Source organism: Pseudoalteromonas sp. H103, from assembly GCF_001469205.1.
Lineage (GTDB): Bacteria > Pseudomonadota > Gammaproteobacteria > Enterobacterales > Alteromonadaceae > Pseudoalteromonas > Pseudoalteromonas carrageenovora.
The window spans coordinates 16,597-31,809 of the sequence record NZ_LOFG01000018.1 but is presented as its reverse complement, the minus strand read 5'-3'; the positions used below and the strand labels follow the sequence as shown (position 1 = coordinate 31,809).

Annotated in this window: 12 protein-coding genes; 7 read left to right on the top strand and 5 right to left on the bottom strand. The window is 39.5% G+C overall.

Features of this window, described 5'->3' with window-relative positions:
• Window positions 1-66: 66 nt before the first annotated feature.
• The 5 genes from ATS74_RS15785 to ATS74_RS15765 form a co-directional block, all read right to left on the bottom strand.
• Window positions 67-4,518 carry a di-heme oxidoredictase family protein gene (locus ATS74_RS15785; protein ID WP_058549829.1) on the bottom strand — a complete coding sequence of 1,484 codons (4,452 nt, stop codon included), beginning with the start codon at window positions 4,516-4,518 and terminating at the stop codon, window positions 67-69.
• A gap of 422 nt (window positions 4,519-4,940) precedes the next feature.
• Window positions 4,941-5,549, bottom strand: coding sequence for a PqiC family protein (locus ATS74_RS15780; RefSeq protein ID WP_058549828.1), 609 nt, complete (start codon window positions 5,547-5,549; stop codon window positions 4,941-4,943).
• A complete protein-coding gene (gene pqiB, locus ATS74_RS15775; RefSeq protein WP_058549827.1) occupies window positions 5,549-7,204 on the bottom strand; it encodes an intermembrane transport protein PqiB in 1,656 nt (551 codons plus the stop codon). Before pqiB ends, ATS74_RS15780 begins: the two co-directional genes overlap by 1 nt.
• Complete coding sequence (locus tag ATS74_RS15770) at window positions 7,201-8,367, bottom strand: PqiA/YebS family transporter subunit (protein ID WP_235592022.1); 1,167 nt, start codon at window positions 8,365-8,367, stop codon at window positions 7,201-7,203. The genes pqiB and ATS74_RS15770 overlap by 4 nt, the downstream gene beginning before the upstream one ends.
• A gap of 182 nt (window positions 8,368-8,549) precedes the next feature.
• Window positions 8,550-9,362, bottom strand: coding sequence for a thioesterase family protein (locus tag ATS74_RS15765; protein WP_058549825.1), 813 nt, complete (start codon window positions 9,360-9,362; stop codon window positions 8,550-8,552).
• Window positions 9,363-9,603: 241 nt separating this feature from the next.
• On the opposite strand from ATS74_RS15765, the gene dnaK reads away from it, so the two are divergent.
• From dnaK to ATS74_RS15730, 7 genes are all read left to right on the top strand, one after another.
• Entirely contained in the window at window positions 9,604-11,523 is a 1,920-nt protein-coding gene (gene dnaK, locus ATS74_RS15760; RefSeq protein WP_058549824.1) for a molecular chaperone DnaK, read from the top strand.
• Window positions 11,524-11,711: 188 nt separating this feature from the next.
• Window positions 11,712-12,854 carry a molecular chaperone DnaJ gene (gene dnaJ, locus ATS74_RS15755; protein WP_058549823.1) on the top strand — a complete coding sequence of 381 codons (1,143 nt, stop codon included), beginning with the start codon at window positions 11,712-11,714 and terminating at the stop codon, window positions 12,852-12,854.
• Between the two features lie 88 nt (window positions 12,855-12,942).
• Window positions 12,943-13,404, top strand: a complete 462-nt coding sequence (gene ybaK / locus ATS74_RS15750) for a Cys-tRNA(Pro) deacylase (RefSeq protein ID WP_058549822.1) — start codon at window positions 12,943-12,945, stop codon at window positions 13,402-13,404.
• 119 nt (window positions 13,405-13,523) lie between these two features.
• A complete protein-coding gene (locus ATS74_RS15745; protein WP_058549993.1) occupies window positions 13,524-13,928 on the top strand; it encodes a DUF1761 domain-containing protein in 405 nt (134 codons plus the stop codon).
• 91 nt (window positions 13,929-14,019) lie between these two features.
• The gene (locus ATS74_RS15740) at window positions 14,020-14,388 is read left to right on the top strand and encodes a response regulator (RefSeq protein WP_058549821.1); all 369 of its coding nucleotides are present in this window, start codon (window positions 14,020-14,022) and stop codon (window positions 14,386-14,388) included.
• A gap of 54 nt (window positions 14,389-14,442) precedes the next feature.
• Complete coding sequence (locus ATS74_RS15735) at window positions 14,443-14,694, top strand: hypothetical protein (RefSeq protein WP_058549820.1); 252 nt, start codon at window positions 14,443-14,445, stop codon at window positions 14,692-14,694.
• Window positions 14,695-14,852: 158 nt separating this feature from the next.
• Window positions 14,853-15,116: a CBU_0592 family membrane protein gene (locus tag ATS74_RS15730; protein ID WP_058549819.1), complete on the top strand. Its 264-nt coding sequence runs from the start codon at window positions 14,853-14,855 to the stop codon at window positions 15,114-15,116.
• Window positions 15,117-15,213 lie beyond the last annotated feature (97 nt).

Here is a 15,213-nt window from a genome sequence, read left to right as displayed (position 1 = left end):
GTTAAATCGTAAAATATTCACATTAGTCAATTACACTAATGTGAATATTACGCTTATTATCTTGTTTTATAAAGAATTTAAAAATGTTAATAAAGCTGAACGTTTTGTGTTGCTTAGAGATTCATAGGCAATACGAGATTGCTCTGCTTCTCCACCATGCCACATAATCGCTTCATTAATAGTACGTGCACGGCCATCATGAAGATAGTTTGCATCAGGTGCACACACATCATCGCCTTGGTAACCCGTTGGATTAGTTACTCCACCCGTAACACATGATGATAAACCAAGGCCCCAAAGCGGTGCTGTGCGCCATTCTGCTCCAGTTGCATTTCCGCCACCTAAGTTGTCAGCAAGACCTTCCCCCATATCATGAAGCAATAAGTCAGTGAATGGGCGAACAGTTTGGTTTCGAAGCTCTGCGTGCACAGCAAACTCGCTAGTTTTCATTGTGCTTCTATGACAGCTCTCACAACCCGTTTCGTTGAAGACTGTTTCACCTAAAATCACGTCTGGATCGTCAAGGTCACGCTGTGCACGAACACCTAGTAAAGAAACATATTTAACGAGATCATTTAGGTGTTCATCGGCAAGTTCTGAGCCTGTATTATTGCCACATGTAGTTTGTTCAGGTCCGCAGTCTGGTGTCGGTACTACTGATGTCATTACACCCATATCTGTATTCAACGCACCAGCAACTTGATGCATAATGCTTGTTGCATTGCCTTTATAGCCAAATCGTCCTAATCGTGTTTCTCCAGTGATAGGGTCTGTCGATAAACGCGCTTTACCAGAAATGCCATCTCCATTAAAGTCTGCCTCATCCTCACGTTCTAATATTGTCTCTTCACTTATAGCTTCAAGTAAGCCAAGACCAACAAGTTGTGGGGCTAAGCGAGCAGAAAAACGGGCTGGGCGACCTTTTGAAAACTCATAGTTTGGTGAACGTAATCCGTTATTTTCAGTCCATGAGGCAATTTTTACTGTGCCTTCACCTAAATCTGTATTAATACCTATATTATTTGGTTGTAGGATGTAGCCGCGTAGCGGGTCTGGGTTCCCATTTTCATCTGCAATCGCAAAGACCCATTTATCAAGTGGCTGACCAACATCTGCTACAGATGCGCGTCCGTTTCTTTCATGGCAGCCTGCGCAAGTTGCGTTGACATAGTTAGGGCCTGCTTTACCAACAAGTTCTGAAAATATACCATTTTCAACACTTTCATCATGTCCACCAGTGTTAAAGTTCGTATGATGGACACGACGCCCTTTTACAAATGTTTGCGCATTGATATTAGACAAATTAGTCGCCATCTGCATGAAGTGGTTATCAGACTCTGCAGTGTAATTGTAAGGTAAAGTAGTGCCGCCACCAAGACGACCATTTTCTGCTATTGGGTAAGAATCCTCACGTTCGGATTCCTTATCTTCAAAGTCACCCACTGTTTTCCATGGTACAAGACCTTCACCTACAATATATAAGTAGGTCGTGCCGTAATAGTTTTCGCGTCCTTCAGGTACACCGTCTAGAAACTGGCTAACTTCAAATTCCATACGTTGACCTACGGCCAGTGGGATATTATCAGATGCAGACCAATTTAAAGGACGGTAGCGATCAATGACTAATTGATAGCGGTATTGGTCGCCATCATCGCTAATTTTGTTGAAGTTATTATCGTAACTACCATGATCTAGCTCAACAACGTTACCGCCTAAATTACCATGATATTCAGCAACTGTGTTCAAGCCGAAATACCAAGCTCTGAGCTCTTTTGCGCCTAACTTCCACTCAGTTATGAATGTTATTTCTATAGTTGAGCCACCTTTGGCAACGTAATCAACAAATTCAAATTGTGCTGTACGGTGGATCCAATAGTGAGATAAATAATGGTCATAGGCTTGGAATTGGTCTTCTTTTGCATGGCGGTCGCGGCCGCGATCAGCGAAACGAGTAACTAATGCGTCACCTCTGTCAAATGAGATAGCTTGTTCAAGCTGGGTATTGGCGTCAAATAAAGGAACAATACTCGTTAAATCTGTATCATATGGATTGTCACCGTTATCAATGTTGTCACCGCTATCGTTGTTGTCACCGTTATCGTTGTTGTCACCGTTATCGTTGTTGTCACCGTTATTGTCATTATCGACGAATGCAGTGCTGCTAAAGGTTAGATTAAACCAAGGCGACGTTTTTACTCTATAATCACTGTCTAAATATGTAAAAGCGTAAATAATCTGATCGCCGTCATTTAGCCCAGTAAGGCTTTTTGTATTATTGTTACCATTATTGGTCATTCTGAAATTACGCTGTGTACCTTCATTGACAACATAATGTACATCAGCCCAATCAGGTAAATTAACAACAAAATCAAGTGAAGTTTGTGAGGTGATTTCAATATCTAAGGTTTTGGTTTGTATGATTTTACAACCAGCTTCATCGACAACTGAACCAGGAAGAGTGTCGGTGCATTGATCCTGCTCATCAAGTACTCCATCATTATCACTATCAATAACCGTATCGATTACCTCAGGTTTTATAAGAACTAAGTCTAGCCAATTAAAGTTAAAGCTTCCAGCTTTAGCTGTAATAGTTAACGTGTGTTGTGATGCTTCTAGTTCTACTGTATTTAAAAGCAATGTTTCATATTCATGCCAACCTTCTGTAGCCGTAACACCGCTTGCTATAACTTCACCATCAATAGATAGCGTAAAACTACCCGTTATTGCAGATGCTACGCGGGCATTAATATCGTATGTACCTGCACCTAAATTTAGTGTGTAATCAAGAAATTCTTCAGGTTCTATCCATCCAACGTTGTAGCCGCCGCCTTGATCTGTTGTTGTTCGTATGTCAACAGCATCATCACGGTATTTACCACCAATATTTATCGGTGTTTTATCATAGTAGTTAGTGTAATCCTCAGCTTCAACGCGCACACTCTGTGCAATTAGTATTTGGCAGCCGTTACTATCGACATTTTTACCAGGCTGGGTATTAGGGCAAGTATCATTAGTATCTGATACACCGTCATTATCAGTATCATCTGGGTTTAAAGTGCTACTGCCACCTAGCCATGCTATGTCGTCGATTGCCATTTCAAACGGGGCTGTTGGTAAATCATTATCAAGGCTTGCTATATAAAAAAGGCCTTTTAATGATTGCAGTGCTATTAATCCACCACGTAACTCGTTAACAGGAATAGTTACAGTAGACCATTGACCATCACGAACTAATCCGTAATATTCTTCACCAGCCGGAAATTCAATCCAATTTATGTTCGTGTATGTATCTTCAATGCCTATTTTAAACGACACGTCTGCTGGTATTTTAATTTTAAAACTTAATACACCATCTTCTGAAAAGTTACTTAGGTCTCTAATTTCGCGTGCTTGAATACCAGCACCAAACCATTCATTTTTAGAGGTATAATCCCACGAAATAACGTTACTACCTTCAAATGGCGGTTCATTACCTTCAATGATAGACTGAGCATTCCACACAAAAATATCAGCACTTGCGCCTATTTCAAGCTGGTTGTTAGTGGCTGTTGTGTCTGTGTATATGCCAAAGCTGCCATCTTCTGGAACTGTTTGATCACCAATAAGTACTTCTCCTTGGCCATCTAATTCATATACTCGTACGTAATCTACGTACATTTTAGCCGGTTTTACGGCTGTAACTTGGCTGTTCGTAATTGCATCTGTGAAATTGCCACCGACAGCTAAATTTAGTAATAAATAAAAGGGGGCTTGAAATTCGCTTGATTCCTCTGTGATAGAAAATGGTGCATCGAATAGGTCAACCTCAACACCTTCATCTTCCACTGTGAAACGAATTTGTGAATCAGTCCAATAGGTGCGGTAAGTGACAAAGCGGTTTGTTAAAGGCGTATTTGATACGTGAGCATTATCATTTTGCCATGCGATACTTGCGGCACATGTTGGGTTTCCATCACTACACGCATCTTCAGTGTAAAATATTAAGTTAGAGCCAACATAATGATTGATATCGGCACCTGGGAAGCCTGCATTTTCACGAGCTTGTGCCTTGTGGCCCATTTCCATCATATCAATTTCGCCTTTAGCAGGCCAAGATTGATTTGTAGTACCCAGTAACCACGCCGCAGGCCATAATCCGATATCCACATCGGGTACCATAATACGTACTTCTATCATGCCATATTTAACAGCTATTTTATTTTTTGTTTGTACTTTACCAGAAGTAAATGCATAACCATTACTTGCCTCGTCGTTAGCTTCTAAAACAAGTGCTCTATTGCCAATTTCATACGGAATATCATCTATATATGCATTTTTTTTCGCATACCATTGCAGCTCTTGATTACCCCAACCACATAACCCCTGGTCGCACCCATCGCCAGTATCTACTGTCCATGTTTGATCATTTAATGTGTTAAAGTTTTCTTCCCAAAGAATGGGCCCTATTGCTGCATTGGCATGCATTGTCGTTGACAGCAGGGATAACGTTAGCCCTGTGAGTAATATACTTTTTTTCATCTATTAGTTCCTAATAACTATCACTAATTAAAACTATACAAGAGATAAAATCCATCAAATTGAAAAAGAGACATATGAGACTTGCTAATACATAGACCAACATATCGTTGTGGATATGCCAGATTCTATTTAAAGCAAGACACTTTGTTTTTGAACAATTAATGATTGTTTAGGAAAATAATTCTAGTAATTTAGTATGTTAAATAATGAAATGTTACATTCTTAATGGTTGTTTTAATCGGAAGTGGGGATGATATAAAATGGGTACAGCTTTGTCATTATAAAATTTAACGAAATTGTAACAAGAGTCAGCGCTTGGTGTTTTAATGTGGTTTATTCAAAAATTAGATAGATATATTGAAGCTATGATTTATCAGGCAAGAAATGTATTTCTTGCCTGATAAATACAGAAGTAGAAGGGATTAAAGTCGTGCTTGCTCTATTTCATTAGCAACATTTAGGTTGATATTAAGCCAGATTTTTTCAAGTGTAGAAACCAAACCATCATAACCGTCGTCTTCTATAGGTACTACGTTTGAAAAGTTATGGATACTAATTAAACGTCGTCCGGTTTCTGGGTGAGTGTAATATAAGCGCCACAGCCCCGAGATATCCGCATTGCCCTCTAAATCACCATTAAAATGATGAATTTCGTATTCAAGTTCATAAAATGTTTGTTGATCAAGCTCTGTAATTACAGGCAACCCTTTTATCACCATCCAATTAGGCATGGCATTAAACAAGGTTTGCTGTGCACTTGCTGTTAGCATTGAATCAGGCGATTCGCCCCATAAGTTGTAATTAGCAGCATGAATTTGGTTACTGTCTATTTTCATCGCAATGCCCAAATTATTTAGCGCCCCTCTAAGTACAACGGTTTGGACTCTAAGCTGTGCATCTGTGGCCACTACATTTCGAGATGATGCACCTATAGGCTGCTCAAATTGATAATACTGCGTTGCAGTTTGTATTGATGCGCTACATCCCGCCAAGACTAATAAAAAACTTGCAGTTAAAAGTATAGATTTCATTATTGCTTCCTTGGTTTTGGATCAGCGGGTAGCGATTTGTCAAAAATAAGCATATTAGGTTGCTCGTTTAAACCACGGGTGAGTGGCTGCAGCCCCTCACTTAAACGTTTAAACTCTTTGAGTGTTTGTTGAATCTGATGATGAAGTTCTGAGCCTGCTTGGTAACTGGCCATCGTTTTATCAAACTGGCGCATGGTTACCTCAAATTGCTCCATACTTTTAGTCATTTTTTCAAAGTTACGATTAAAGTCACCCGGTAAGTTTTGGGTATCTTTTTGACTTAGCAGTTCGCGCATTTCATTGGCAAGTGATTGATAGTCGCTAAATGTATCCTGCATTTGCGCTAAGCTGTCTTCAATTTTTAAGCTGTTTACTTTGTTTAATACATCAGAGACTTGGTCTGCTAGTACCGTAATTCCGCTAGATATACTTGGAAACACATCATATTGTGCAAGTTTATCGAGGTTAGCTTTAGGGGCATCTGGGTAAATATCAAAATCAACATACACTGCACCAGTAAGTAAATTGCCAGGTTTTAAAGAGGCGCGCATACCATTTTTAATCCATCCTGTTAGGCTGCTTTGCCAAAACTCTTTGGCTGCTGCGCTATCGTAATATAAACGACCATATTCTACCTTTATAAGAACAGGTACCGCCGTATTGTGGTTTTTAAAGTGTGCTGGCTTACCATTAACAATGACGTTAGCTGGCGCCTCTACTACAGTGCCAATACGTGTACCACGGTACTCAACTGGTGCACCTGGACGAAGGCCGCGAATCGATTGCTCAAAATCAATTATGTAGTAATCAAAATCATAAAAACGCTCTTCAAGGGCTTCTTTATAGCTTTGGCTAAGTGAATAACTGTGACCATCTTGCGCTATTTCACCCGGGGTTTGTTGCTCTGGTAAACCTACAGAGATACCGCCTTTTAACAACTTACTTAAAGAGCCTGTATTTATATTTATACCATCAGCAGAGAGATCAATCTCTATTCCGGCGTTAACCCAAAAAATAGAATTCATGGTGATTAAGTTTTGATACGGTTCTTTAATAAAAATACCGTATTTCATTGCTTGGTTTTTCCAATCAAAGGTGGCGGTTTCTACTTGACCAATTTTATAGTTTTTGAAAAATATACCCGTGCTAACTTCAAGTACTTCGGCGTTGTAGCTCATTAATTTGAAGCGGCCACCTTTTACATCTTTACCGATTAAAGCGGGTTCGTCTTGCAGTTCAAATCGCTCTTTTAATTCTTCACTTTCACCAGGCGAAAACTCTAAATACACACCCGAGAGTAGTGTACTCATACCGCTTATTCCTGTCTCATCAATACGCGGTTTTACAACCCAAATCTTGGCATCTTCTGTTAATAATGAATCGTAGTTTTTGTCTATTTGTGCACGCGCTATAACGCTGTCTTGTGAGTCAGAAAGGCGAATATGGTCTATTTGTCCTATTTTTACACTGCGTACTTTTATTTCTGTTTTACCAGCAATTATGCCCTCTGCTTGAGGCATTTTTATGTATATAGTCGAGCCTTTATTTGCTTGGTATTGATAAAGCATCCACATACCAACAAGTAGCGCAATAACCGGAATGATCCAGATGGCGGAAATTTTCGGTTCTTTTGTTACGTTTGCCGTTTCTGTCATGCTTTTTTCTCTGAAGTTTTGTTTTTAGGTGAATCCCACAATAAACGAGGATCAAATGCGTGAGCTGCCATCATTTGGCATATTACCATAACTGTAAAAAATACAATGCCGAGCCCTGGGGTTACCGACATTAAGTTACCTAATTGCACTAATGCAACCAGTATAGCAACAACAAATACATCTATCATTGACCATTTACCAATAAATTCAGTTAGTTGGTAAATTTTTGTATAGCGTTTTGTATGGCAGTTTGCAGGCCTTGCAACCATAAAGCACAAAAAGCTAAGTACAAATGCTTTAGCCAGTGGTACTACTACGCTTGCCAGAAATATAATGGCAGCAATAGGGTATGAGCCACTTTTCCAAAGCGTAATAACACCACCAATTAAAGTAGAAGGTGATTCATCGCCAAGGCTAGTGGTATGCATAATTGGCAAAATATTGGCTGGAATATAACAAACTATTGATGTAATAAGCCAAGCCGCCGCTTTTTGTACACTGTATGGGTTTCTTACATGTGTTTTTGTGTGGCAACGCTCACACACATCACCAGTACATAGCTGATGACACACATGACACGCTTTAATGTTTTCATCTATTGCACGTTTAGCATGTTCAGCACCCTCGAGCACTTTCGCGGGTTTTATTTGCGCCCAAAGCCTAGGCCTATTTAAATGGGCAAGTGCAGCAATATACAAAATTACAAACCCTACATAAGCCCAAAAGCTTGCTCCAAAGCTTATATCGGCCAGCGACATAATTTTAACCATGCTGACAAGCACACCAATTAAGAATATTTCACTCATTATCCACGGCTCAAGTGACAGGGTTACTTTTAGTAAACGCCTAGCAACGCCATCAGGAAGGGTTTTTAGTACACCTAAATGCAAAGGAATTAAAACAACGAGCAGGCTCATTGGTAGCGCAATAATGCTTAAATCGATAAATAAGCCCAGCAGCTCGCTATCGTAATTAAATAAAATACGTGCTGCGTCGGGCAAAGTAATAGTTTGGGTAATGCCGCTACTACTAAATGAGATAAAAGGATAAAACATGCTACTAAGCAGCATGAGCAATGCACTAAAGCTTAGTGCAACAATGCGGCTGTCGTGGTTAACGTCAGCTTCGCAAAGTTTATGATGGCAATGAGGGCAAATAGCCATTTGCTTTGCAACTATGCGAGGTATATCAATAATGAGGTCGCAACAGGGGCATACAGTTTGCAATTTAATACCAAGCTAGAAGAATATTTCTTCAATTTTGCTATATTTAGTACATTAATACAACGCGTTCTGATAATAAGCGCTTTAGCGGCCAAACAGTTTAATATTGTTTGGCCGTGTTTTTAATCAAATAAAGCGACCGTTTGGCGTGTAAGGGCTATTAAATCACCCGATTGCGACCAAATACAGCCATCTTCTAACCCGTAGCCATCTTTAGAGTGATGGGTAATAGCCTCAAAACCTAGCCAATCACCGGGTTCTAAATTAGGTGATTGAACAAATTCTAAATACCACGACATACTGCTTGCCGGCGCAGGTTGTTTAAACATTTGTAATAAAGTAGGTGGCCATGCATCGGTAAGAGCAATTACATGAGCTTCTGAAATATGTTTTGGCGTATGCTTAAAGCGCATCCAACCACCCAAATGCGATGTGTGTGCACTACTAAAAGGCATGTCACCTTGCTGCGGACATAAATCAACATGCTGAAAAAATTCAGGCATCTGACCTTTTATAAAAGGTAATGTATGTGTCTCGTCAACAGGCTTTAAACTCAAAGACTTTGATACAGGCACATTAATCTCCGAGTCTCTGTTTTTTGCAAAACATGCTTGTACTATTACACATACTTGTTCGTTTTGAATGGCTTTTGCAAGTACTTGTGTACTGTTTTTTCCTTCTCTGAGTATTTCAACAGATAAAGAGAATGGTGTATCGGCTAGTAATGGGCCAACAAAATTAGTGCTTAATGAAAGTAATCGACGCTCGTCATTTACTTGTCCTCTGATAGCTTGATACAAAAGTGCGGCTGAAAGTCCGCCAAAAGCTGTACGACCTTGGCACCAATTTGCAGGGAACTGCATTGTTTGGTTATTTTCATCTGATTGTGATTTGCCAAGGTGTGTTGCTTGGGTAAGTAATTGCTCAAAATGCATGAAGAAGTCCTTAAAAGTGCGATTTAATAAATTTATAACACACTCAAACTTGTCAGACCAGTATTTAAAAGCCACCTCTGGTGGTGCAAAAATCACCATTCCTTATAAAAAATAGGGTTATTTGTTAAATAAATCACAAAAAATGAAATTAATTTCATTTTTACAGTTGAATTAAGTTTGGCGCATCCCTATTTACTATGTCATCGAACGTATTAATGAATAAAGAAGTTGGAGAAATTTCATGGGTAAAATTATTGGAATCGATTTAGGTACTACAAACTCTTGTGTTGCAGTACTTGATGGTGACAAAGCACGCGTAATTGAAAATGCGGAAGGCGATCGCACAACCCCGTCTATTATTGCTTATACGCAAGACGGTGAAACTTTAGTAGGTCAACCTGCTAAACGTCAAGCGGTTACTAACCCAACAAATACATTGTTTGCTATTAAGCGCTTAATTGGTCGTCGTTTTGAAGACGAAGAAGTTCAGCGCGATATCGGTATCATGCCGTTTAAAATCATCAAAGCTGATAACGGCGATGCATGGGTAGAAGCGGGCGGCGAAAAACGCGCTGCACCACAAATTTCTGCTGAAGTACTGAAAAAAATGAAAAAAACTGCAGAAGACTTCTTAGGTGAAGAAGTAACTGAAGCGGTAATCACAGTACCTGCATACTTTAACGATTCACAACGTCAAGCAACGAAAGATGCTGGTCGTATTGCGGGCCTTGAAGTTAAACGTATCATCAATGAGCCAACTGCTGCTGCCCTTGCTTACGGCATGGACAAAAACAAAGGCGAAAACATTGTTGCAGTATATGACTTAGGTGGCGGTACTTTCGATTTATCAATCATTGAAATTGATGAAGTTGAAGGCGAGCACACATTTGAAGTACTTGCTACAAACGGCGACACTCACTTAGGTGGTGAAGATTTCGATAACCGTGTAATCAACTACTTAGTAGCTGAGTTCAAGAAAGATCAAGGTTTAGACTTAAAAACTGATCCTCTTGCAATGCAACGTGTTAAAGAAGCTGCTGAAAAAGCAAAAATTGAACTTTCATCTGCACAATCTACAGAAGTTAACCTTCCGTATGTAACTGCTGATGCAACAGGTCCTAAGCACATGAACGTGAAATTGACACGTGCTAAGCTTGAGTCACTTGTAGAAGATTTAGTTCTTAAGTCAATTGAGCCACTTAAACGTGCGCTAGCTGATGCTGATTTGTCAGTAAACGATATCAACGATATCATTCTAGTGGGTGGTCAAACACGTATGCCACTAGTACAAAAAACAGTATCTGAATTCTTTGGTAAAGAGCCACGTAAAGATGTTAACCCTGATGAAGCAGTTGCAGTAGGTGCGGCAATTCAAGGTGGTGTTTTAGCGGGTGACGTTAAAGACGTACTATTATTAGACGTTTCTCCATTATCTCTAGGTATCGAGACAATGGGCTCAGTAATGACTGCGCTAATTGAGAAAAACACAACGATTCCTACTAAGAAATCGCAAACTTTCTCAACAGCAGAAGATAACCAGTCTGCGGTAACAATTCATGTATTACAAGGTGAGCGTAAACGTTCAAGCGATAACAAATCTCTGGGTCAATTTAACCTAGAAGGTATTCGTCCTGCACAACGTGGTACACCACAAATCGAAGTAACATTTGATGTTGATGCTGATGGTATCTTACATGTATCTGCTAAAGATAAAGATACAGGTAAAGAGCAAAAAATCACGATTCAAGCGTCTTCAGGTTTAAGCGATGAAGAAGTTGAAAAAATGGTTCGTGACGCAGAAGCTCATGCTGAAGACGATAAGAAATTTGAAGAGTTAGTAGCTGCTCGTAACCAAGCTGATGCAATGGTTCACGGCACACGTAAGCAAATTGAAGAAGCGGGTGATGCACTTCCAAGTGAAGACAAAGAAGCAATTGAAGCGGCTGTTGTTGACCTTGAAGCTGCAATTAAGAGCGATGACAAAGCTGAAATTGAAGCTAAAACTCAAGCACTTGCTGAAAAGTCTCAAAAGCTTATGGAAATTGCACAAGCTAAAGCTCAACAAGGCGGCGCAGACGCTGGCGAGCAACAGCAACAATCTACGAAGCAAGATGACGACGTAGTTGATGCAGAGTTCGAAGAAGTAAAAGACGACAAGTAATTGTTTGCTGAGCTTCTAGCTAACTTAAATACCATGACTCAGTTAAGTGTTTAAGTTAGGATGAACAATTGAGGCGCGCAGGCTAAAGCTTGACGCGCCTTTTGCATGTAAATTAGATGGTAAATCGATACGATTTATCGGTTTATCAAGCAGCCTAGCTGCAAACAGAAAAGAGTAGTGTGATAGATATGTCAAAACGCGATTATTACGAAGTCCTCGGCGTAAGCAAAGATGCGAGTGAGCGAGACATAAAAAAAGCGTATAAACGCTTAGCGATGAAATATCATCCAGATCGTACCGCAGGCGATAAAGAACTTGAGACCAAGTTTAAAGAAGTTAAAGAAGCGTACGAAATATTAACTGACGATCAGAAACGTCAAATGTATGACCAATACGGCCATGCTGCCTTTGAACAAGGCGGTGGCGGCGGTCACGGTGGCTTTGGCGGTGGTGGTCAAGGTGATTTTGGTGATATTTTTGGTGATGTGTTTGGTGATATTTTTGGTGGCGGCGGTGGCCGACGTCAATCTCGTCAACAACGTGGATCTGATTTACGTTACAACATGGACTTAAGCCTAGAAGAGGCCGTTCGTGGTAAAGAAGTAGAAATTAAAGTACCTACATGGGTTAGTTGTGAACCATGTGATGGCAGCGGTGCAAAGGCAGGTTCTAAACCAAAAACATGTACTACGTGTCATGGTGCTGGACAAGTACAAATGCGCCAAGGCTTTTTTGCTGTTCAGCAAACCTGTCCTACGTGTCAGGGACAAGGTCAAATTATTTCAGACCCTTGTAACAAATGTCATGGACAAGGGCGTGTTGAGAAAACTAAAACGCTTTCAGTTAAAATTCCAGCTGGCGTAGATACAGGCGATCGCATTCGATTAACTGGCGAGGGCGAAGCAGGCATGCACGGCGCGCCGGCAGGTGATTTGTATGTTCAAGTGTCAGTACGTGAACACAAAATATTTGTTCGCGAAGCTAACAACTTATACTGCGAAGTACCCATTAGCTTTACCACGGCTGGTCTTGGCGGCGAAATTGAAGTACCAACGCTTGATGGCCGAGCTAAGCTTAAAATACCTTCAGAAACACAAACGGGCAAAATGTTCCGTATGCGTGGTAAAGGTGTAAAGTCTGTACGCAGCGGTGCTCAAGGCGATTTAATTTGTAAAGTTGTGATTGAAACGCCAGTTAATTTAAACGAGCGTCAACGTGAACTTCTTAAAGAATTAGAAGAAAGTATGGGCAAAGATAGCTCAAAGAACCGTCCTAAAGAGCAAGGCTTTTTTGATGGCGTTAAAAAGTTCTTTGACGATTTAACTAAGTAATTAGTTATCGTCTAAAATAATAAAAAACGGTGCTTATTAGCACCGTTTTTTTTGCTTGAAATTATTTAACACTGAATTGGTTAACGCGATGACACCTGCAATAGAGCTACTTAAAAAACGACAAATTACATTTAATGTGCTTAGTTATGAGCATGACGCGAATAATAGTAACTATGGGCAAGAGGCGGTCGAAAAGTTGAATCTCAATAGTGCTCAGGTTTTTAAAACCTTAGTGCTCGAAACAAGCGAAGGGCAGCTTGTAGTAGCAATAACGCCTGTTACGCAGCAGGTGCAATTAAAGCAACTCGCAAAGGTGTGTGGTACTAAAAAGGTTACAATGGCAGAGGCTTCAAAAGTACAAGCTGCTACTGGGTATATTTTAGGTGGTGTTAGTCCGCTGGCTCAAAAAAAGCGCCTTGCTACATTTATACACCTAAGCGCGCAGAATTTTAATCCCATTTATGTTAGTGCGGGTAAACGAGGGCTAGAAATTTCACTCTCGCCAAACGATTTAGCGTCAACTACTAATGCTAAATTTGCTGATTTTTAACACTCCCTTCTTTTTCTTCTGTAACTAACAAGCATAAATTTCATGCTCGGAATTTGCTGCTTTAGCTATTTTTAACTACATTCAAATTACCCTAAGCACTATGTATTATGGCTGTGTGTATGAATTTTACGGAAGTGAATTATTTTGCAATACTTGTGGCTTCGTTGTCTTCTTTTATGCTTGGTGGAGTGTGGTATTCAAAGGTGCTTTTTAAAAATGCATGGCTTGAGAGTATTGGGTTAACTGACCTCGATTTACAATCTGCAGATCCTAAACTTATTTTTGTTGGTAGTTTTTTATTAGCATTTATAGCTGCATTAGTACTGGCGTTATTTTTAGGAAAAGAGGCAGGTATAGGGGAGAGCTTAGGGACTGGTTTTGCTATTGGTTTGTTTTGGGTGTGTAGCTCCTTAGGGCTAAGTTATATTTTTGAGCAGCGTCCTTTAAAGTTGTTTTTAATTAATGGCAGTTACCACGTATTACAATTTTCATTAATGGGGCTTATTCTAGGGCTTTGGCCTTAAATTTTAATTTTTGCTGTGCGTTGTATTTGCTCCTTTTTTATAAGTAGGGTAACTTTAAATTAGTCTAATAAGGGAATTGGTAAACATATTGATGAAAATATTAGTTGTTGATGATATGCCACTCATGCGTCATGTATTAATTAATATGTTGAGAAAGCTCGAGTACAACAATATTGTTGAAGCAACTGATGGCCTTCAAGCATTAGCTTTTTTACATGATCAACACTTTGATTTAGTTATTACTGACCTACATATGCCAAAAATGAATGGCGTAAATTTACTAGACAACATTCGAAAAGATGAACAGCTAGCAGATATTCCTGTATTAATGGTTACCTGCGAAGACAGTGCAGATACAGTAAAACAGGTAATAAAAGCCAAGGTTTCTGGATTTATTGTTAAACCATTTAATATGAACGTGCTTTCATCGCAACTAGGACGATTTTTTTTTAGAGATTAACGTATATTTGTTATCCTACCCTCATTAGTTCAACCATCCTCTTTAAAGGAAATAATGGCAAAACCCAACAAAAAAGGCCCCACCAAAACAGTCGATATATTTTGCTCTGGCTGTAAAGCCCCTCTATTTAAGTATCGCAAAGGCGGAAAAGGCGCACTGGTTAAATGTTTCAAAGAGCGTATCAGCCAAGACTTTACATCGCAGGCGTGTATTTGCCCTAATTGTAGCCGCCCTTTTGCTCGCGAAGCGATTATACGTGGAGCGCCGGCATATAAAATTATTGGTGGAAAAGTTACTTTTAAATAAACAGTTTAATTAAGCATTAATCATGCGGACATATGCCCTTGTGAGATTACGCAATATTGATAAAATCGCCCGGTTTTGCTGTTTCAATGAATGAAAAAACACCCACCCCATGGATTGGGCCAGTTTTTTGGGTTTTTTAACGGATAAAGGATCGTTGTGTGATAGCACTCTTATTTGACATCATAGGTATGACAGGTACTTTTTTAGTAGTTGGGTCATTCTTTTTACTTCAGCTTGGTAAAACATCTCCAACCAGCTTAGTTTACAATATGATGAATTTAACAGGGGCAATATTGTTGTTAATTAGCCTATGTTACAACTTTAATTTAGCGAGTTTTGTAATTGAAATATTTTGGATAGCCGCATCATTAATTGGCTTATACAAATACATCAAAAATAAACCAGCATTAGCTGTAAATTAAGAACGTATTAATTTTTTAAAGCTAAATAAGCGCTGCAAACATCATTGTTTGCGGCGTTTTTTGTTTTCGAATTTAAACCAAAGTCATAAATAAAGTT